Genomic DNA, 22,163 nt, shown 5'->3' with positions numbered 1-22,163 from the left:
CCCATTCCCTGGTAGGGAAGGGGGGCAGGGGGGTTAGGTTTTAGGATTTATCGGTGCTATACAATACTTCTCAAACAACTTCTTAGACTGAAAAGCACGGAACATAACGCACCATTATCTTAACGGTGCGCCATTTCAGTTATCACTTAACAGTTATCAGTACCTCCTATCTTAAAGTAGGAGGCTTGAAATCAAAAATTTCCTTTTTTATCCTCTTGAAGGGATAGACTTAATATAAAACCCGGTTGAACAGTTATCATTGCGACGATAGGAAGCAATCTCCGTGCATCCATGAGATTGCTTCCTTCCACTCCGTTCCACTCGCAATGACTTGGGTATATTAATTATCCGGATTTGATATAAGACCTTATTTGTTGGTCATAACTCAACCGCCAGGCAACAGGCAACAGTGGGAAAAACATTTCCTAATCTTTTCCTCCTGACTCCTGACTCCTGAATTCTGAATTCTAAATTCTAAATTCTGAATTCTTAAACAGTTGAACTACATTTTTTCATATATTCCCAACCACGCTGGGGAGAAACGCGATCGCGTCCAATAGTCCTTGCAATCCATTCTGCAACTTTTGGCCCAGTCCAGCTTGCTTGATCTTTAGGTGGACTTTTAAGTGCTATCCGTAATTGTTCTTGTTGTTCTGGAGTGAGTAAAGCGTGAGAAGGGTAAAATTTTCGGGTTTTCCGTCGATTTAAAATTGCATCTGGCCCTTTTTGATTGTAACTTTTTACGATATCCTTAGCATAATCATAGTTAAGACCCAAAGCTTGAGCCGCTTCTTTAATAGTCCACTTTTGAGACACTAACCACAACAAGTGCCAGCGTCTAGATTCTACTCTATCTCTAATTTGGAGATAGCGGTTTTTAATTTCTGCTTCGCTTAAGTGGGATTTGAGATAGGCTTTTTTAGGCATCTTTTTCTACTTTATCAGGGGTATGAATATGAATAGTTCAACTCTGGAAAGCCATAAGACTAAGTATCGCCAGCGCTAGCGATCGCTTTCCGACCTGTAGATGACCCTGTAAAGTCCAAATCAACCGCTACAACTTAAGATTATTTCTTATCTGCAGTAATATTGTTGACGGTTTTATGGTTTAGATGTTTATACTATAACACCCTATCACATCTGTGTAAATACATCAAGTTTAATATTTAGAGTGCAGGTTAATTTATATTCACTTGATAAAATCTTTACAGAATCTTTACAAATGTTAGCTATAATTGTGCTAATCAAATTTTTCTAGATAAATTTACCTATGAATTTAGTCGAGCAGAAAAAAGTGATCGCTCCTTTCGACTATCTAAAAAATACCTCTTTAGCGAAAAATTAAAGTTTAAAGCCTCTCGTTTCAGGGAGAAAAAAGAAGAGGTAATTGTTAATTATTAATTGTTGAATATGAATACTTCAACTCAAAAATCTTATTATCAAGTTGGTGGTTGTCTTCCTAAAAATGCACCTAATTATGTTAAGCGACGAGCTGATGAAGATTTCTATGAAGGTCTGAAAGCGGGTGAGTTTTGTTATGTTCTTAATTCTCGTCAAATGGGAAAATCTAGTTTGCAAGTTAGAACAATTCAAAGATTACAAAAAGAGGATATTTATTGTGTGGCGATCGACATTTCAGAAATTGGTAATAGGGGAGTAACTCCTGAACAGTGGTATGCGGGTATTCTGCGGATATTAGAAAATAATTTTGATCTATCAGAATATGTGAATATTCGTACTTGGTGGCGGGAACGAGATTATCTAGCTCCTGTGCAAAGATTAAGTGAGTTTATTGAAACGGTATTACTGGCACGAATTAATCACAATATTGTGATTTTTATTGATGAAATTGATAGTATTCTGGCTTTAGATTTTCCTGTGGATGATTTTTTAGGTTTTATCCGCGCTTGTTACAACAAACGCGCTAATAATCAAGAATATAATCGTTTAACTTTTGCTTTGTTAGGAGTTAGTACACCTCAAGATTTATGTGAGGATAAAAGTAGTACACCTTTTAATATTGGTAGGGCGATTGAACTAACTGGTTTTCAATTAGATGAAGCTTTACCATTGATGGATGGATTAGTCAGAATTTCTGAGGAACCAGAGGCACTTTTACAAGAGGTTTTAACTTGGACTGGAGGGCAACCATTTTTAACTCAAAAGGTCTGTAAACTATTAATTGAAAATGGAGAGTTGATAGTTAATCCTCCAGAGGGAGTAGCAGGAATTGTTAGGTCAAAAATTATTCATAATTGGGAAACACAGGATGTACCAGAACATTTAAAGACTATTCGCGATCGCATCTTCAGAAAGGATGAACGAATAGTCAGAAGATTGGGATTATATCAGGAAATTTTACAGAATAATTTGACTGGAATAGTCGCCGATCATAGTCCCGAACAAATGGAACTTAGGTTATCTGGATTAGTAGTTAAACGAGATAGTAAGTTAATAGTTGCTAATCCAATATATGCTGCAGTTTTTCATCAAGAAATGATTCTTGATGAATTGGAAAAATTGCCTCCCTATTCGCAAAAAATCAAAGCATGGCTCAATTCTAATTGTGAAGACAATCGCTATTTATTGCAAGGTAAAAATTTACAATCAGCTTTAGTTTGGTCAGCCGGAAAAAGTTTAAGGAATCAAGATTTCCAATTTTTGACTACTAGCCAAAAATTAGTATTAGATACTCAGACAGAAGTTTTAGAATTAACAAAAATAGAAACTAAAAAAGCTCAAGCAGAAGTTCTCAAAGCACAAAAAAAGGCTAAACGTTGGATTCAAATAGGTTCCACTATTTTCAGTATATCTTTGATTTTCTCAATAGGTTTTTCTATGTTAGCTCATCAAAGATTTAAACTAGCACAATCTAGTCGTGAAATTGAACAAACTGGTACTGATGCTTTGTTATTAGCTATCGAAAAGTCGGCAACAAATCAGGCATTGTTAGAAGCTTTACCCAAAGCTATCTCTGCCGGACAAAGATTAAAATCTTTAGTAAATAACAATACTTCTCTAGCAGAATATCCTGCTACTCGGCCAATATTAGCTTTACAAATGATTCTTGATAAACTTGACGAACAAGAACAATTTAAAGATAGTGTACTTCAGAAAAGAAAAATTATTCTGCAAGGTCATCAGGGTGCAGTTACCAGTGTAAACTTTAGTCCGAATCAAGAATTTTTAGCTTCAGCAGGAGTAGATGGAAAAGTAATTATTTGGAATCTGGAAGGCAAAAAAATTACAGAATGGCAAACAGAACAAAAATCAGTTAATAGTCTCATTTTTCATCCTGATGGTAAATATTTAGCAACTGCCGGTAGTAACGGTACAGTAAAAATATGGAGTCTATTAGAGAAAAATTTAGGAGAAAAATTATATGTACTAGAAATATCTAAAACCGAAGTTAATAGTATTAGCTTTAGTGCAGATGGCAAGTATTTAGCAACTGCTGGCATAGATATTCCTGTGCAAATTTGGAACCTATCATCATCCCCCATAACTATATCCTCTAATAAAATTTTGGATGATAATGGTTTAATTAGAAGTGTTCGTTTTAGTCCTAATGAGAATTTTCTAGCAACATTAGATGGCAAATCTACTATTCGGTTATGGGATATATCTGAAAATAAATTCAAAACCCTAGATGTAGAAGCTATTAGTATGAACTTCAGCATCAATAAACCTCAGATATTATTAACAGCAACATCAAATGGAGTAGTTGAACTGTGGCAGATTTATACAGGTAGATTAGTAAATAATTTTCAAAGTTTACATTTGGATACTAAGCTAGTTAATTTTAGTCCTGATGGAGAGTTAATAGCTACGGTTGGAATTGATAGTACTGTGCGACTTTGGAATTTATCAGGGCGACAGATTAGCCAGTTTGAATTTTCAGAAAATGTGATTGATATAGCCTTTAGTTCTGATGGAAAAAAAATTGCTGTAGCTGATAGTAATGGTCAAATTTGGTTAAGATCTGTGGAAAATTTAGAGGAGCTTTTGAGTAAAGGCTGTAGATTTTTAATAGAAAGACCAAACTATTTTATGAGAGTAGGAGAATTCTGTGAAAGCGAATATAGAAATTAGTAGTCAGCTATAGCGCTACGCGCAAGTTAAAAGTCAAAAGTTAAAAGTTAAAAATGATCACTAAGTGAGTTTGAGTATTTATAAGTTTCCTAACGATAATGGGTAGTGCTATATCAACTATTGCTCCGCAAACAGCTATTGCTAGCCTCTTGCAGAGGAACTGCGTTATCAGCAGTCAGCAATAAAAATAAATCACAAATTAGGCAATTCAGTCTAGATAATTTGTAGAGTTTGTCTGGTAGATATCTCATACCTAATATCACGCATTCTTGCTACATCTTCTTGAAAGTAGTGGAGTAGGGTTGTTAGGAAGAAGATATCTTCACTTTATGGCTAGAATCGTTAAAAAAATTGCTGAATCTTACTTATTACTTAATAACTCAAGTCTTAATTAAGTATAGCATTATAGCAGTTTGCAAAAAGAATGCTACAAAAAGGTTTATCTCGATCATAAATGCTTTAAAAGAGCTTATTCAATTCATTTTAAACAGCTAAATATCTTATTTTTATATTCAAGATTTTTTCCTTCTTCCTTCTTCTTTCTTACTTCTTACTTCTTACTTCTTACTTCTTCCTTCTTCCTTTAATGAATAGTAATAGGTGGTAGATTTGATTGAGGATTAGCAACTCTTCTCAATAATTCTTGTTTGGCTTGTTGAGGATTTTGACCATGAGGAACTTGATATAATAATCTACAAGAACCATTATGAGGATTAGCAGCACAAATAATTGGTTGTCCGTTTTTAGAGATACTTACTGTAATATTCCTATATCTATTCCGTTGTTGAGTAGATAAAATTCCAGATACTCTGGTACATCTAGTAAGAGCATCTTCTCCTGATTGGGCAAAATAATTATTAGCACCCCAGAGAATAATCGGAATATTCTTCCCTTGTTTATTAGCAATTGTAGCTGGAGTTGCGCCAATTCTACCACAGAAAAAATTAGGAGTTTGAGCCTTAGCAGAAAGGTTACTGATAGAGAGATTTAAAAAACTAATGACTGTGGCAGTAACAATAGAAGTTAATGATAAAATTTTCATGGACTATAATCTACATATATAACACTACTGATATTTTATAAACTTATATATACTTCTTGACGCTCAGTAATGGAATTTAAGCAAAAATTTGGGTAAGTATATTTGGGAAATCCTGGAAATTCTTATTGTAAATGGTTTTTGTATATTTATCATTTCCGATTAATTAATTAGTTGCCTTGTTTATATCCCTAATGAAATTTATTATCTACCTTAACTTCGGTTAAGGGGAAACTTAGAATAGTTTTGTCAACTCATCAAATTTATACTAAAAACTCTTGCACTACAAATAGTGTTACTGATTCTATACTCTTATCTAGAAAAAAAAATAAGCATCCAGATTAAATTTATTACTCATCGGTTAACTATTAAGTATTTAAATTTTAAGTTTAAGATTACTACTATATTGATATTTTTAAGTAAGCAGAAAAACTTTCACCATTATCCTTAGAAATTGTAATTTTCATCTGGCTTGATTCCTTGAATTTTCCAATCAAATGTAAAAGCTATATGATTTTAGCATTAGCCAGGGAAAAAAATTATGAATAGTCTGGGAAAGCTATTGAATAATTTTGTACAAATATTATCAATACTCTAAGTTAGAGAGTGCTTATAAACTAAATATTCAAGCTTGAATATCACCAAAGATCGAAATCCCAGTACTGATAGCAAAACTAAGGGTTTGGAGACCAAACCCCAGATAGAGAAATAACTATATCTCCGCCCAAATTTCGTCCTCTTTTATTGTGGTAAATAGCTTCGTCTTCTTATCTTCCCTTGTTCCCTGTTTCCTATTTCCTATTTCCTATTTCCCTTTTTAGATTTACTTGACAATAATCTCTTATACGAAATCTCAAAAGTATTGCTACATTTTATTGAGATTAGGGAGTAGGGAAATGAATAATATCAAATCTAAAAAATTTTGCTACAGCCGATAGGTGGAGAAGTTTGGGGAGTGTGGGAGGTGGGGGGAGAGTTCAATAATTAATAATTAACAATTACTTCTTCTTAAAAAGAAGAGGATTGGTTAAAAGGAATTTTTTTGTTCTCTAACAGACTTTGAATCTGGCTAATTACTTGAGTGTTGAAGTCTCAGTGAAGTATAGCATTAATGCATAGTAATTGGTATAAGATATCTTTGCTATTTACAAACTAATCACTAAAAACATTGCTCTTACTTACTTATTACTTAATAACTGAAGCCTTGAGCAAGGTCTTGCGTTATTTTTATGAATTGGTATTAGTATTTTTGTTCAAAGTTAGTTAATAACTTAAACCCTCTATATTTATAGTAATCAAATTTAAATAAGCATAAGATAAACTAATCATTTAATCAGTTATACTTAATCCTTGCTTTAATTAAATTTCAGTTAAATATATCTGAGAAATCTTAAAGACTAATATTTATTTCTTAGTTTTGATTTGAAAATCAAAAGAAAATCTCACTTAACTTAAGCTATAATTACTAGACTATTTAAGTAAAATTGGGCAAAAATTATGTATAAATAAAATCATAAAAATACTTAGGAGTGGACTTAAAAAAAAATACTTGACAAAAGTTATAACTTTTGTTACAAAAATGTTAAAAACTTATATACTAAGAGGATTTTAGATTGTGAAAGTAGCCATTGTTGGTTTTGGATTCAGTGCCGAGAAAGGTCATATTCCAGCCTACAGAGATCGTTCTGATATTCATCTCACAGCAGTAGTAGATCCTGTAACAGCTAGACGTGCAGCAGCATTACGACAATACCAAAACATCCGAGTTTATGAGACATTTGATGACTTACTAGAAGAATACTCTGATGAAATAGATATAATTGATATTTGCTTGCCGAATGCTTTTCACATGGAAAATGTTAAACGAGCATTAGCAGCAGATAAGCACGTCTTATGTGAGAAACCATTAGTTTTAAATAAAGCTGAATATTATGAATTAGTAGAAATAGCAAATCAACGAAAACGTATCTTATATCCATGTCATAATTACAAATTTGCTCCGGCAATAGTTCACGCTGCCTACTTAATTAATTCGGGTGAAATAGGTCAACCTTTATTTGCATCTTTTAATATATTTGGTGCAGGTTTTCAAAGTGGTGTACCCCAGTGGCAACCAGACTGGAGAAAAAACAAAGAACTCTCTGGTGGAGGTATTATGATCGACCATGGTTTAGATGCAATTTCTGTTGCTCAAACTCTATTTGGTGGTTCTCCCCAAAGCATATCTGCTCATACTAGAAATCTCAATCAAGCAGGGAGTCAACTAGAAGATTTAGCTGTCTTTTGTTTAGATTGGGAGGGCAAGTTAATTAATATTAGTTTAAGTTCTTTAGGTTCAATACCAAAAGCTTATTACAGAATTCAGGGCACAGAAGGAGAAATTAGCATCGAGAATAACGATATATTTTTGAGCGTGAAAGATAAACCAGTTCAGCATATTTTTGTACCTACATATTTTGACGATCCTGGTCATGCAAATTGGTTTAATGGAGTGATTGATAATTTACTAGATTGTATTAAGACTAAAAATACTGAACCATTCCCATTAATGGAAGCTGGTTTAGTTCTAGATATAGTTGAAAAAGCAAATTATTCTAGTAATAATGGAGGTACTTGGATGGGACTAGAATTTACTGCTAAATCATTACAAATGGTCTAGTTAATTTTTAACTAGCTGCTAGAACTAGGTATCGGATAAAACCTCGTAATTATTTTTTAATCGGCAATTTATCAACCTAGTTCTAAGCACGTTTTCCAATCTCGTGACATAAACACTCAGGCAACAGACAATAGAAGCAATAAAAAGCAGATTAGATAATACTAATTAGCAGACACTTTGCTATAGTTTAATTTTATGTTTCTAATTTTAACTCCACCCTTAAGGATATAGTATTTGTTGGATTTAATAATTGTTATTTGGTAACTTCTTTTATGAGTAAAGATTATTTATTCCAGTTTATAAGTACAGCAATACTTTTAGCAATTATGAGTTCCAACAAATTTGTAAATATACCTTCAAGAATTGAGAATTGAGAATTGAGAATTGAGAATTGAGAATTGAGAATTACCTCTCCTTAAAAAGAAGAGGATTGACGAACAGGAAAATTTTGATTTATTATCCCCTTAAAAGGGGAGGCTTTAAACCAGAATATTTCGGTAAATATACCAGTGTTTACTGCGATAGGATTAGAAATATAAGGGTTTATCAAACTGGTAATATACACAAGTGTTAGATGTTAGGCAACACGGAATATTAATTATAATACCAATTTCCACAATATAAATAAGCCTTTTATTTAACCATTCCATAGTAAATTTACCAGATATCTATATAAGCTGAATTAAGTAAAATTCATCCTAAAAATTCTTTTTTGTACCTTTTCCCCAATACAGAACTTACCTACGGAAACCCATAAATCTAAATCTGGTTTTTTTCCTAGATATCTATTGTTGAAGTAGGATTCAGCAATCAGCTTCTCAAAGTGTATAATGGGTAATTGAAACCCCCATAAAAGGCGCACCACTAATTTTTTCTCTCTATAGTAGGGGACTGTTACCCTTGAATTTTTAGCGCTCCAGCTAAATGCTGTTTACGGAGCATTCCGGAAGGGAAAAGCTGATAGCTAGTTAAAACCAATAATTTATCATACAAACCAAGTTTTGTATAGATAAATCCTATAATATTAAGACCTCTATAATATTGGTTGAGGTAAGTTGACTAGAACAAATTTTTTTACTTATATAATTTAGTCTAAGATTTGATTATTAGTTGCTTAGTATTTCTATACTTTCTACTATTTATTTATTCCTTAGTTATAAATCCTAAGACAACCTTTAAATCAAGTTCCCCTTTCAATAAGGAGTCAGATACATATCCCCTAGCTGTCTTCTGAATTATTTCTTGATAATCTAAATTAGGAGTTGAGCAGTGGGAAATTTTGCAGTTAAAACTATATAACTATGTTATCCCAAAAATCTCCTAAGTCTAGCCGTTCACGTTTCTTATTCTTCAGTGAACGAATTATGGCATTACTAATTCTTGTAAACGTAATTGTAGTAATATTCGATGTTACCTATATACAATTTCGTAATTGGTATCTGAAGGCAGATTTACACTTACAAAAACTTGCTGACACTCCCCAAGAAAAATATCTGCAAAAAGTAGATAAGCTACAAGAAGAATTAGTAGAAAATGGTTTACAGTCATCAAACATAGAAAATTTATTAGAAGATTTGCGCCTGAGTAGTGTACAAATATTTATTAATCATCCTCCATTTCGAGTCATAGATGACTATGGTGCTTTAGCAAAAATTAAGCAAAGATTTACTACTAATCTTGGCATTGGCAGAGAAAATTTTTCACAAGCAGTACAAATATTCTGGCAGAAAGATTATTTAAAAGCACAGGGTTGGCAAAGTCAGTTAGATTTTTTCAATGAACAAATCCGCCCTTTAATATTATTGTATGAACCTCAAATCTGGTATGATTTAATTAAGGGAATAGAGCCATTCCGAGATTCACAAGATTATCTAATCACGGTTAATGAACTGAGGATAATGCTAGAAAAAAAAGGTATAGAAGCAACAGAAATAGAACCTTTACTCAAACAATTGCGCGATAGTAGTACCGAATTAATTGATAGAGATTATTATTTCCAGATAATTAATCAAACTATAGTTTTAACTCAAATCAAATACCAGATTAAGCAACATATTTATAGTCAGATTCCAGATAGTAATGTCAGTTTAACTCCCACTCTGCAATTTTTAGAATCTTTAAACTTGCTCCAATATTTAGCACCAGATATTTTGTTAGCAGATAAATCATCAAAAGGAGCATTTAATATATTCTGGAGCCACCAACATCTAGAAACATATCAATGGGAACCAGAGTTAGATTTTTTTGATAAAAATATTCAGTTTTTGATGCACTCCTTTTACTTTCGTAATTTAGATAAAAATGGGAAATTTGTAGATAGATTTTGGCTAGTAGACTTGCCTTGGATGATTATATTTTGGATAGAGTTTATTGGGCGTGTTTTAGTAATTAGTCATCGTCCTAATATAAGTTTTTCGGATGCCATTAAACAACGTTGGTATGATGTATTTTTACTCCAACCTTGGCTACCACAACTGCGAATAATTACTGCTTTTATTCGTTTACAAAAAGTTAAATTACCAGACATGGAACAATTATATACTCGTATTCGGTTCAAGTTAATTCGTAGTTTTGCTAAAGAAATAACTCAAGTTGTGGTTAGTGGAGGTATTGAAAAGCTGCAAAATAATATTAGTAAAGGTTTTCTAAAAAAAGCTATTTTTGAATCAAAAAGTAAGTCAGAGAAAGTTTATGTAGAGAAAAATGATTCCGGCAAAATTCAGGAAATTATTAACCGTCTATTCCAAGTAACTGCTTGTCAAGTTCTCCCAGAAATTCATGGAGACCTTGAAGATTTTTTGCATTATCAAGTCGAAAAATCTATACAGCAATTATCTATATATAGGCGCTTACAAAAAATACCTTTTGTACGTCGCCTACCCGATAAAATTGTTAATAATTTAGTAACACAAATATCTAGTACAATTGCTTCAGGTCCGCGAAAAGCCTATCAAAATGATACACCACCAGATCCAGTTAGTATCAAACTTAGAAAAAAATTAGTAGAACATTTTAATAGTAAGTTAGTATCAGAATTACAGGAAAAACAAACTTTTGATGAAATAGAAATTTTAATTATTGATTTGCTTGAAGAAGTTAAAAATAGTTACGTTAAACCTAATTTAAAATCCTTTGACACACCTATTCCTAAAATTATACCTACAACAATAATCGAGCTAAAAGCTGAAGATGAAACTAATACTAAATAGAGAGATGGGAAGATAGGGAGATAGTTAGAGACAATTTTGAAAAATTATACAAAAAAAAAGAATTGATTTATAAGCAAAAAAAAAGTTCTAATTAATAGAGAATTATAAGACAAAAGCTATAGATTAGATTTAGCTGGCAGATATAACTTTGTTAACACCGAAAGCAGATTTTTACGAATCTGGACATCCTAAACCTGCGGACATATTACTCATAGTGGAAGTGGCAGATACTACTATAGCAATCCTAAATAGGTTGTAACAATTCAAAAACTAGAAATAAACTCTGAAACTATTGCCCATTCGCTATTACCTATTCCCTGATTACCAAAAGGTGACAATATTTTTGACATGAATAAAATAGGATTACTATATTAAAGTCAGACCGCGAAGTCAAAATTTCTCTCCATGGGGAAGACAATATTACTTATTTGAAACTTTCTCTCCTTCTAATTTATTAAATGAATTAATATGACTATTCATTTGAGTTAAATATTTCTCCAATAACAAATAATCTCTAGACTTGAGTAAAGAATCGTTTTTAGCATTAACAACCTGCTCTAAAGACAAAACACGAAATTTTAATTTCCCATTTTTCCGATAACGATGTACCCATGTCGGTAAAGCTTCCACGGCAGAAATGTTAATCGTTTCTTCTGGAAAACTTTTCTGAATATTTACTTGAAAAATTACTCCCAAATCAGTATATTTTCTCGTTTGATTAGAAATAAAATTACCCATAGAATAAATCACAACTGCCTGACGAGTCTTCCCATTTTCTTCAGCAATTTTAAATATTTTATAAGGTTGAACTACATGAGGATGACTACCCAAAATAATATCTGCTCCCCCATTAACCAAATTTTTCACCAACTGTTTTTGTTTAGCATTAGGTAGGCGCTGATATTCTGCACCAAAATGTAGAGAAACTGTCACAATATCTGCCCCTTGTTGTCTTGCTTTACTAATATCTTGAAGAATTTTTTGTTCATCAATTAAATTTACCAAATAATCTTTCCCTTGAGGAATAGGAATACCATTAGTGCCGTAAGTGTAAGCTAAAAAAGCCATCAAAATTTCATTTTTTTCCACCATTAAAATTTCTTGATATTCCTCTAAAGAAGCTGCCGTACCCACTGGATAAATGTCGCGATCACGGAGATTTTCTAAAGTTTTCAAGACACCTTTTTCTCTTCTATCCAAAGAATGATTATTAGCAGTAGTTAAAATATTAAAACCTGCCCATTTAATAGCATCAGCTAATGTTGCTGGAGCATTAAATAAAGGATATCCTGTATATCCAGATTCAGGTCCGGCTAAAGTTGTTTCTAGATTACCAATTACCCAATCACCAGTAGAAAAAATATTCTTTACTTCCGTGAAAAAACTCTGATAAGAATAACGCTTAGTTTGAGAATTATAACCCGATTTAATTTGCATACCGTGCATCATAATATCTCCAACTGCAATTAATTTTGCCTCCGTAAAATAAGGAGTTGGTAGAGGCAATTTAATTGATTCTACAGGCAAAATTTCTGCTGGTTTTTCTGCTTTAGTTTCAGCGGATATATTGCAACCATAAATAAATATTATTGCACTAAAAAAAATGAATTTGAAGACAGGGAATAGGGAGTAGGGAATAGGGAATAGGGGTAAAATACTATTATTTTTCACTATATATATTAGTTGTTCAACAGGTTTATTAATACTTATTTTATAAACATTCTCTTATTTAATAGTTTTAATTTTATCAAAAAAGACATTATTTATCAAAAAAATTTGATATCAAATCCGGTTAATTGCACATAGAATCTGGTCATAGGATATGTGTTGATAATTTTTTCAATTACTTTAATAGATATCTCGCTAAATTCCCCACCGGAGAGTGGTTAGGGGTTGGTCTCCATCTCCCCATTTCCCCATCCCCCCATCCCGCCAACCATATAATAAGTATTCAACCGGATTTTATATGACTCCCTACTCCCTACTCCCTATTTCTAATTAGAATTATTATTTATGCTAGCAACTAAACCTGTTGCTGCTGCCATATCTAGAGGTTTAGAAAATAAATAACCCTGACCATATTCACACCTTAAGGCTTGAAGTTGAAGCACTTGCTCTGAAGTTTCTACCCCCTCAGCAACAACATCTATGCCTAAATTATGAGACAAAGTAATAATTGAACGGATAATTTCTGTTGGCTCAATTGACCCTTCACTTACCATATTAACAATACCTATTCTATTCACAAAAGAACGGTCAATTTTTAAAGTATTCATGGGAAAACGGTGTAGATAACTTAAAGAAGAATATCCTGTGCCAAAATCATCAATACATAATTCAATATTCCTTGCCCTTAACTGAGACATTTTTTCTGTGACAGACTCATTATTTTCAATCAAAGCACTTTCGGTAATTTCCAGTTTTAAATTACTACCATCAAGCTGTGTTTCTGAAAGAATTTTGTCTATTTGCTCAATTAAATCTGCTTGAGCAAACTGCTTTACAGAAAGATTAACACTCATTTTCAAAGGATAATTATTTGGCCATTCATCTTGCCATTGACGTAACTGGAAACAAGCTTTTCTTAACACCCATAAACCCAGAGGTATAATTAACCCTGTTTCCTCCGCAAGAGGAATAAATTCACCAGGAGAAATCAAACCAAGTTCTGGATGTTGCCAACGTACCAGTGCTTCAAAACCAATAATTTGATTTGTTCTGAGGGAAACAATTGGTTGATAGTTAAGCATAAACTCAGATTTATGAGTAAGTGATTGATTCTTAATATTTTTGAGAGCGCGTTGTAAATTATTCTCTAACTTTAAACGCTTGAGAATCTGAGTATGCATAGAAGTACAAAAAATTTGATAAGATCCTCTACCTAAATCTTTGGCAGAGTGCATAGCTATTTCTGCATCTCGCAAAATATGTTCTGCAGCTCTAATACTCGTGGAACTAGACCTAATACTTGTCGAATTCAGGGCAATACCAATACTAGCAGTAATAAATACCTCATTACCATCTAAAATAATTGGTAAAGTTAGTTTTTGGTGGATACGATTAGCAATAGAGGTAGCATCGCTAACCGCTGAAATATTTTCTAGCAAAATTACAAATTCATCTGCACCAAGACGAGCAACTGTATCTCCATTACGCAACAATAATTTTAGTTGTTTAGCAATCATAATTATCAGTTCGTCTCCAATCTGATGACCAAGACTATCATTAACAACTTTAAATCGGTCAATATCTATAAATAGGACTGCAAACAAAAAGTCTTTTCGACGTTCAGCATATTTAATTGTTTGCTCCAAACGATCCATAAACAGAGTACGGTTAGGAAGATGAGTCAGTACATCGTGTAATGCATCATGTTTCAATTGTTCTTCAGTTCGTTTACGCTGAGTAATATCATGACTGTTCATAATAATACCTCCCACTGCTGGATCGTGTAAAAGGTTAGTTATAACACCTTCAAAGAAGCACCAATAACCCTCACGATGCTTAATTCGGTACTCAATAGGTGGTTGACTGATGCCAGGATTTTCAATTGCTTTGTTGAGACTGTAAGTCATGCTAAACAAATCATCGACGTGAATTAGATCGAAGATGTTCTGATTCAGAGCCTTTTTAGGTATATATCCCAAAATTCTCCTTACTGATGGACTGACATAACTAGAGATTCCATGAGTATCAATAATCAATATCAAATCGCTGGCATTTTCAATCAGAGCACGAAATCTACGCTCATTCTCTAGGAGCGCTTGTTCTGCTTGTTTACGCTCAGTAATATTACGCATAATTGTAATCATAGCTATAAGCTGTTGTTGACTAGCAATAGCAGTTTCTTCTGCTTGCTTACACTTTGTAATATCTGTATTTGTTCCCATGATCCTAAATGCTTTTCCCTGACTATCTCGAATAGCAACTCCACAACAGAAAAACCATCGGTAACTACCATCTTTATGTTGTATCCTATGTTCTATTTCATATTTCGGTGTTAATCCTGCCAAGTGAGCATTTCTTACTGCTATCATCTGTTCTCGTTCTTCTGCATGAACTAGCTGAGTCCAATCATCTATGTGATTTCTAATTTCCCAATCTTCAAACCCAAGCATTGCCTTCAATATAGGGTCAAGGTAAATTTCGTTAGTGTGTAAATCCCACTCCCAGATTCCTACATGACCTGCTTCAATAGCAAGTGCATAACGTTCCTGACTTTGGCGTAATTCCTGTTCTACTCGCTTGCGTTCTGCGATTTCTGTTTGTGCTTGTTCATATAATTCTGCTTGGTGGATAGCAATAGCACAATGATCGGCAATTGATTTCAATAAAGATAGTTCATCCTCACTCCATAGTCTTTCTCGATCGCATTGATGTAGAATAATCCCACCTAAATAAGTATCCTGATACAACAGCGGTGTAATTAAAACTGATGTTACTTCACACTGGTCAATAATATCTTTCACTTCTGGGAGTATAGTTGTATCTACTTTACTAATTTTTACCTGTTCTCCTCTAGCTAGTGATTCACAATAATACTGATGAACTTGGTAACAGAAACATACTTGATTATCACATTCAACTGTTATTTTACTGAAATGACAAAGCTTAATGTTATCTTGACAGTCTGGTCTCACTATTAAACAACGGCTAACTTGCAAAACCTCATGTAACTGCTCAATAGTTTTTTGTAATACTTCATCAAGTAATAAAGTATTTCGCATTCCCTGAACAATGCGATTAATAATTGCTTCTTGTTGAGCTTGTTGTTCTAATTTTTTAATTGCTAGTTGCTGTTCTTTTTTTAATCTATATTCAGCGATCGCCCGCTCTAAAATAATTGATAAAGTAAATAATCTATCTTTTAAGAGATAATCATTAATTCCAGCCTTTAAAGCTGCCAAAGCTTCCTTTTCTTGTAATTCGCTTGTAATTAAAATTACAGGAATTTCTTGTCCTGATTGTTGTAGTAATCTGAGTACCTCAAAGACGTCAAAATCAACTACATGATAATCTGATAATATTGCATCGTATACATTATATTTTAGTAATTGTCGGTAATCTAGGTCACTCTCTGCAATATCATAAGTAAACTTTATACCATCAGATTTTAAGATGCGTAGTATGAGCTCTACATCTTCCATCACATCCTCCACAATTAGCAAATGTAATTCCTTGCTGGTTTCTGGTATAATTTGATGTTTTTCCTGTGTTGGCTCTACCATATAAAAGCAACTTAATAAAATGAGCTGAGTTTATCTTTGCTATTATAATCTATCTTTGATTGAAAGTATGGAATAAAGTATTGCAAACATCCTTATATCAGTAGTTTTGGGGAGCGAATTATGCGGAGTTATGTAAAATAAATGATGGTTTTTGGCATCGGACATAACATTTTTTCTGCAAATAGTAAAGGCTGTAAACTTTTATTTATCATAATTGCTTTTGTAGTACCAATTACCATAAATATGGGACTTATAGGAATATTTTTATTCGGCTTAACAAAATGAAAATATATACCAATTATGTATATATTTTTTGATGTTGTTTCGATTAAAAAAGTCTAGAATTAAATATCTAAATTTAAAAAATATTGCAAAAAAAAACAGAAAAAAATGAACTTTAAAAGAATCATTATCATAATTATTGTTGGTAATTTAGTCAATCCAAATACAACAAATATCAGGAATTTTATTGTTAGTATTACCACCACTATTTCACTAATAAGACCTAACATTGCTCTTGGCTCAACCGAATCAGAAATTAACAAAATAGCTGGAGAAATTACAGTGAGAATTGACGGACAAAACAGAGGTGGTTCAGGAGTAATTGTGGAAAAAAAAGGAGACACATATTATGTACTCACCAACTGGCACGTTGTTAATAAAGTAGGAGACTATCAAGTACGCACACCTGATGGAAAAATGCACCCAGTTTACTATACCCTAATCAAACAAGTGCCAAATGTAGACTTGGCGATCGTACCATTTAGCAGTTCTCAAAACTACCCAATTGCCGAAACAGGAGACTCAACTCAGTTAGTTCCTGGAAAAAACGTATTTGTAGGGGGATGGCCTCGTTCTGGCAGCAACATCCAGCAACGAATTTTTCTCAGTACCGCAGGAGTAGTAACAGGTCGTCAGCAACCTGTCGCTGGTTATAGTTTACTATATGATAATTTAGTCAGAGCAGGGATGAGCGGAGGACCAGTACTAAATGAAGAAGGTCGCTTAGTAGCTATTAACGGTATTGTTAAATTACAAGAAAACTCTGATGTCATTGTCTCAGGAGGTATTGAAATTAATACTTTTTGGAATTGGCGACAACAAGTTTCATTGCCGACAGTTTCTCAACTACCTCAAACTATTCAAACCCCACCAACTCCAACAGAAACAAAAAATTCTCTTCCTACAACTACTTCCACCAAAGAAAACAGAACCGAAACTGCTCTCAACTTTACTCTTGCCAAAGCAATTACCGATGAAATTAGTGGCATAGTTAATTCTATAGTTGCTCTAAATGCTTACATAGTTATGGGTAGCAGTAACGGTATGATTTCAGTGTGGGATATCAAGAATGGGGAAATTATAGCTACCTGGAAAGCGCATCCAGAGTCAGTTAACTCAGTTGCAGTAACTCCGGATGAACAATTCGTTATCAGTGGTAGTGATGATAAAACTATCAAAATATGGAAACTACCCAAAAATAAAAATATTACTGATATTAGCCTGGTGCGAACTCTTACAGGACATACTGATGTCGTAGATGGAGTAGCGATCGCTCCCAACGGTCAAATTTTAGCAAGTGGCAGTTGGGATGAAACTATTAAAATTTGGAATTTGAGTAGTGGCGAGTTACTCCAAACCTTAGAAGGACATACTGAGATAGTCAATGCGATCGCAATTAGTCCAGATGGGCAATTTTTAGCTAGTGGTAGTAAAGATAATCAGATTAAATTGTGGAATTTACCAACAGGTCAGCTAGTTCGTACTATTAATACTAATTCTCTCTCAACTTTATCTGTAATTTTTAGTCCTGATAGTCAGATATTAGCTAGTAGTAGTAGCGATGGTATGATTAATATTTGGAACTTACAGACAGGTAAATTAATTCATAGTTTAAAAGAACATATAGATGGAGTTTGGTCAATAATTATTACTCCTAATGGCAAAACTTTAATTAGTGGTAGTTGGGATAAAACAATCAAATTTTGGGAATTAAGTACAGGTAAATTAAAAGGAAGTTTAAGCGGACACAATAGTTATATTAGTTCAGTCGCAATTACTCCAGATGGGCAAACAATAGTTAGTGGTGGTTGGGACCGGAAGATTAATATTTGGAAAGTTCCTTAATTTCAGTCAAAATCTAGTTGGGGAACTTAGAGAATATAAGATAATTCCTGATTTTTACCGATAAATTTTATTGTGGTAAAATTAAAATATTTAAGTTATACTTTTTTGTAGATGGCATTTTTATTAATTGATAATGAATAATGGATAATTACCTCTGGTTAAAACCGTGAGGAAATTGAATATAAGGAAATCTCCGAGCACTTTTCTCTCCTTAAAAGGAGAGGCTTTAAATCTCTGGGGATTAATTATTAATTATCCATTGGTAAAAAATGTCTACTAAGTAGGTAGACGTAAATTAACCTAAGTATGTAACAAGGTGACAAGATGGAACGCCAACAAAAACCCTTGATATTGATTCATTACACTGTATTATAGTCACAATTACATAGTGATATTTAATTAGGTTGCTCTACTTAAAAACTCTCGATCGGAATTAGATTTGTACAACTTTAGAGCAAAAGAGAAGATTATATAATTAAAAATATGAGAGTATTTCAGGAGGAATAATTAATGAAAAAAGCCTCTAGGTACTGGATTATATCTTTGCTATTAGGCTTAATTATTTTGTTAGGATTACCAAATCCTAGCTATGCGGATAGTCAATCTATTACTACCAAAACAATCCATGTTTTAAATCGTCTGAGTTTTGGTCCTAGACCAGGAGATATAGGACGAGTTCAATCTATGGGAATTGATAATTATATTCAATCTCAACTGAGACCAGAAACTATTAGAGAATCTCCTCAGCTAACACAGAGAATGGCTAAGTTAACTAACTTCTACTTAGCTCCCACAGAATTATATAAAAAAACTGTTCCTCCACTCAACAAAGGAGCTAAAAACTTTACTCAAAAACAACGAAAAGAAATGAACAGAAGTATCAGAGACATTTTGCGAGAATCAGAAAATGTACGTTTAATTCATGGGATATTTAGCAACAAACAACTACAAGAAGTAATGGTAGATTTTTGGTTTAACCACTTCAATATTTCTGTAGATAAAGGTAATTTAGCTCGCCTTTTAGTTGGTACTTATGAAAGAGACGCTATTCGACCTAATGCACTTGGTAACTTTCGTAATTTATTAGGAGCAACAGCCCATCATCCAGCCATGCTATTTTATTTAGATAATGCCCTTAATACTGCTCCTGGTAGTAAAGGTGCCCGTGGCAGACTTAAAGGTTTAAATGAAAACTATGCGCGGGAACTTATGGAACTTCATACTATCGGAATAAATGGAGGCTATACACAACAAGATATAATAACTTTAGCAAGAATTTTTACAGGTTGGGGAATACAACGTCGTGGTGGAGATGGCAGTGGATTTAAGTTCGATTCAAATCGCCATGATAATAGCGATAAAATATTCTTAGGAGTACCGATTAAGGGTGGTGGAATAGAAGAAGGAGAAAAGGCTTTAGATATTTTAGCAAAACATCCATCTACTGCCCGTTTTATTAGTTATAAATTAGCTCAATATTTTGTTGCCGATACACCTCCAAGTAGCTTAGTTAATAAACTAGCTAAAAGTTTTCAACAAACTAATGGCGACATTCGTTATGTGTTAGAAACTTTATTTAAGAGTCCTGAATTCTGGAATCAAAAATATTATCGGAGCAAATTTAAAACTCCTTATCAATATATTATTTCTGCTGCTAGAGCAACCAATACTGACAAACCTAGATGGGGCAAAATCAAACTAACTTTAGGCCAATTAGGAATGAAGCTTTATGGCTGTAAGACTCCTGATGGCTATAAAAACACTCAAGAAGCATGGTTAAATCCTGATGCCATGATGCGTCGAATTAGCCTTGCTACAATTGTATCTCGTGGTCAATTAAACCAAGGAAAACCAATACCGATAAATCATCAGCAACTTAGGGCAACTTTAGGAAATAATTTTTCTGCCCAAACTCAAGCCGTAATGAGCAATAGTCCAGACAATTTACAAGCAGCTTTAATTTTAGGTAGTCCAGAAATGATGGGAAAATAAATTAATGGATAATTGATAATGGATAATTGATAATGAAAGAGTTTTTTAAATCTCTAATTTTCTATCTAACTCTCTCAGGACTTACGCATAACCAGCATATATAGTAGGGTTTAACGGCCGTTAAACCCTACAGATGGCATATAATTTCATTTTTTGCGTAATATCATGTTCGGATGATTAGTGATAAAAAAGTATATTGTTTGTAGTAGGGCTTTAGCCCTATCTATACTTGGGGCTAAAGCCCTACTACTAGCTTTAATTATAACTATTTAACCGGACTTATATCATGTCCGGTCTCTAATGCTCTAATTATCCATTAATGAAAGCCTTTCCCATTGCTCGTGAGGTACACATATCGTGTGCAACATGCCCCCACTACAATAACTTTACCATTCAAACTGTAACTTATAGGAGGTGCTAATAACTGATAACTGATAACTGATAACTGATTTAGGAGGCGACATGAAAAGACGTGATTTTTTACAATTAACAAGCTTATTATCAGCTTCAGGAATTATTTCTGTTGGCAGTCATGGTTGGGTAGCAAAAGGATTAGCTCAAACCAATAATCGTCAAAGATTAATAGTTGTTTTTCTCCGAGGAGGAGTCGATGGATTAAATGTAGTTATTCCCTATCAAGAAGACGTTTATTATGATCTACGACCAAAAATAGCAATTCCCGCCCCAGGAGAACAAAACGGAGCGATAAATTTAGATGGTCAATTTGGTTTACATCCAGCTCTAGCAAGTATAATGCCTCTCTGGCAAAATCGCAGTTTAGCTTTTATTCACGCCTGCGGTTTAAACAATAATACTCGCTCTCATTTTGATGCCCAGTATTATATGGAAACAGGCATTCCAGGTAATAAAAAAATACCTGATGGATGGATGAACCGCCTATTAGCAAATCTCCCCAAAGATAGACCTACTCAAGCTGTAAACTTAGGAGATACACCACCCCGCATTCTCATGGGTGAAATGCCAGTCGCGAGTCTCGCTACAGGTAGAAAGTCAACCCGCGCTCTGCCAATAGATCGCCCCAAAATCTATGGAGCATTCGATCAGCTTTATAGCGGTAATGATGAACTGAGTAGAGTTTATCAAGAAGGTCGTCAGGCAAGAGACTTATTATTAGCTGACCTGGAGAAAGAAATGGAAGAAGCTTCTGGAGGCGCACCACCACCAAAAGGTTTTGCTGCTGATGCTAAAAATTTAGCTCAAATAATGGTTGGTGACTCCAGAACTCAGTTAGGATTTCTTGGTCTCGGTGGTTGGGATACTCATGTTAGTCAAGGCAACAGTCAAGGTGGGTTAGCAAGAAGATTAAAACCTCTGGGAGAAGGTTTAGTGACTCTAGTTCAGGAGTTGGGGCCTCTTTACTCAGATACCACGATCTTAGTAATGTCAGAATTTGGTCGCACAGTCAAAGAAAATGGTAATGGTGGCACGGATCATGGTCATGGTAATGTGATGTGGGTATTGGGTGGTGGCGTGCGTGGCGGTCAGGTTTATGGAGAATGGCCTGGTTTAGATGAGTCAGAACTGTTCCAAGGGCGTGATTTAGCAGTGACGACGGATTTTCGGAATGTTATTTCCAGTGTTTTAGAACAGCATCTTGGTTTTGAGCGATCGCAAATAGGACAGGTATTTCCTGGTTATTACTCTAATCAGAGTTTACCTTTATTGTAAGAAGAGGCAACTAGAGAAGTTCAAAAGTTGGACAGTGTAGTCTTTGTGGCCAATAGCGATCGCCTCAATTATTAGGCCACTTCATATAATCACAAACAAAGCAGATGAATCTTCAAACCTAGATTCAT

The 22,163-nt window shown here is 33.7% G+C and carries 10 protein-coding genes; 6 read left to right on the top strand and 4 right to left on the bottom strand.

What is annotated here, in order from left to right; all coding sequences use genetic code 11:
- Positions 1 to 489: 489 nt before the first annotated feature.
- Positions 490 to 927 carry a helix-turn-helix domain-containing protein gene (locus ACP6PL_RS14885; RefSeq protein ID WP_426546044.1) on the bottom strand — a complete coding sequence of 146 codons (438 nt, stop codon included), beginning with the start codon at positions 925 to 927 and terminating at the stop codon, positions 490 to 492.
- Between the two features lie 483 nt (positions 928 to 1,410).
- Here ACP6PL_RS14885 and ACP6PL_RS14880 point away from each other — a divergent pair, with 483 nt between their 5' ends.
- Positions 1,411 to 4,092, top strand: a complete 2,682-nt coding sequence (locus ACP6PL_RS14880; RefSeq protein WP_426546043.1) for an AAA-like domain-containing protein — start codon at positions 1,411 to 1,413, stop codon at positions 4,090 to 4,092.
- 583 nt (positions 4,093 to 4,675) lie between these two features.
- Here ACP6PL_RS14880 and ACP6PL_RS14875 read toward each other — a convergent pair.
- Positions 4,676 to 5,134 carry a COP23 domain-containing protein gene (locus ACP6PL_RS14875; protein WP_426546042.1) on the bottom strand — a complete coding sequence of 153 codons (459 nt, stop codon included), beginning with the start codon at positions 5,132 to 5,134 and terminating at the stop codon, positions 4,676 to 4,678.
- Positions 5,135 to 6,746: 1,612 nt separating this feature from the next.
- Between ACP6PL_RS14875 and ACP6PL_RS14870 the strand changes: the two genes are divergently transcribed.
- Positions 6,747 to 7,790, top strand: a complete 1,044-nt coding sequence (locus tag ACP6PL_RS14870; protein ID WP_426546041.1) for a Gfo/Idh/MocA family protein — start codon at positions 6,747 to 6,749, stop codon at positions 7,788 to 7,790.
- A 1,301-nt stretch (positions 7,791 to 9,091) separates the two neighbouring features.
- Entirely contained in the window at positions 9,092 to 10,999 is a 1,908-nt protein-coding gene (locus ACP6PL_RS14865) for a hypothetical protein (RefSeq protein ID WP_426546040.1), read from the top strand.
- Positions 11,000 to 11,419: 420 nt separating this feature from the next.
- Here ACP6PL_RS14865 and ACP6PL_RS14860 read toward each other — a convergent pair whose 3' ends face one another.
- Both ACP6PL_RS14860 and ACP6PL_RS14855 read right to left on the bottom strand, forming a co-directional pair.
- Positions 11,420 to 12,637 (bottom strand): CapA family protein, encoded by a 1,218-nt coding sequence (locus ACP6PL_RS14860; RefSeq protein ID WP_426546046.1) that lies wholly within the window; start codon positions 12,635 to 12,637, stop codon positions 11,420 to 11,422.
- A 356-nt stretch (positions 12,638 to 12,993) separates the two neighbouring features.
- Positions 12,994 to 16,227 (bottom strand): EAL domain-containing protein, encoded by a 3,234-nt coding sequence (locus ACP6PL_RS14855; RefSeq protein WP_426546039.1) that lies wholly within the window; start codon positions 16,225 to 16,227, stop codon positions 12,994 to 12,996.
- Positions 16,228 to 16,617: 390 nt separating this feature from the next.
- Between ACP6PL_RS14855 and ACP6PL_RS14850 the strand changes: the two genes are divergently transcribed.
- The 3 genes from ACP6PL_RS14850 (at position 16,618) to ACP6PL_RS14840 (ending at position 22,035) form a co-directional block, all read left to right on the top strand.
- Entirely contained in the window at positions 16,618 to 18,354 is a 1,737-nt protein-coding gene (locus ACP6PL_RS14850) for a trypsin-like peptidase domain-containing protein (protein WP_426546038.1), read from the top strand.
- A 510-nt stretch (positions 18,355 to 18,864) separates the two neighbouring features.
- Positions 18,865 to 20,346: a DUF1800 domain-containing protein gene (locus tag ACP6PL_RS14845; protein WP_426546037.1), complete on the top strand. Its 1,482-nt coding sequence runs from the start codon at positions 18,865 to 18,867 to the stop codon at positions 20,344 to 20,346.
- A 462-nt stretch (positions 20,347 to 20,808) separates the two neighbouring features.
- Entirely contained in the window at positions 20,809 to 22,035 is a 1,227-nt protein-coding gene (locus ACP6PL_RS14840) for a DUF1501 domain-containing protein (protein ID WP_426546036.1), read from the top strand.
- The last annotated feature ends 128 nt before the right edge of the window (positions 22,036 to 22,163 follow it).

The sequence above is a fragment of the Dapis purpurea BLCC-M126 genome, from assembly GCF_050015975.1.
Lineage (GTDB): Bacteria > Cyanobacteriota > Cyanobacteriia > Cyanobacteriales > Microcoleaceae > Trichodesmium.
This window is presented reverse-complemented; position numbering and strand designations above follow the sequence as displayed.

Coding starts and splice junctions, on each gene's coding strand:
- ACP6PL_RS14885 (WP_426546044.1), bottom strand. CDS start 927: ATGCCTAAAAAAGCCTATCTCAAATCCCACTTAAGCGAAGCAGAAATT.
- ACP6PL_RS14865 (WP_426546040.1), top strand. CDS start 9,092: ATGTTATCCCAAAAATCTCCTAAGTCTAGCCGTTCACGTTTCTTATTC.
- ACP6PL_RS14875 (WP_426546042.1), bottom strand. CDS start 5,134: ATGAAAATTTTATCATTAACTTCTATTGTTACTGCCACAGTCATTAGT.
- ACP6PL_RS14845 (WP_426546037.1), top strand. CDS start 18,865: ATGAAAAAAGCCTCTAGGTACTGGATTATATCTTTGCTATTAGGCTTA.
- ACP6PL_RS14850 (WP_426546038.1), top strand. CDS start 16,618: ATGAACTTTAAAAGAATCATTATCATAATTATTGTTGGTAATTTAGTC.
- ACP6PL_RS14880 (WP_426546043.1), top strand. CDS start 1,411: ATGAATACTTCAACTCAAAAATCTTATTATCAAGTTGGTGGTTGTCTT.
- ACP6PL_RS14855 (WP_426546039.1), bottom strand. CDS start 16,227: ATGGTAGAGCCAACACAGGAAAAACATCAAATTATACCAGAAACCAGC.
- ACP6PL_RS14840 (WP_426546036.1), top strand. CDS start 20,809: ATGAAAAGACGTGATTTTTTACAATTAACAAGCTTATTATCAGCTTCA.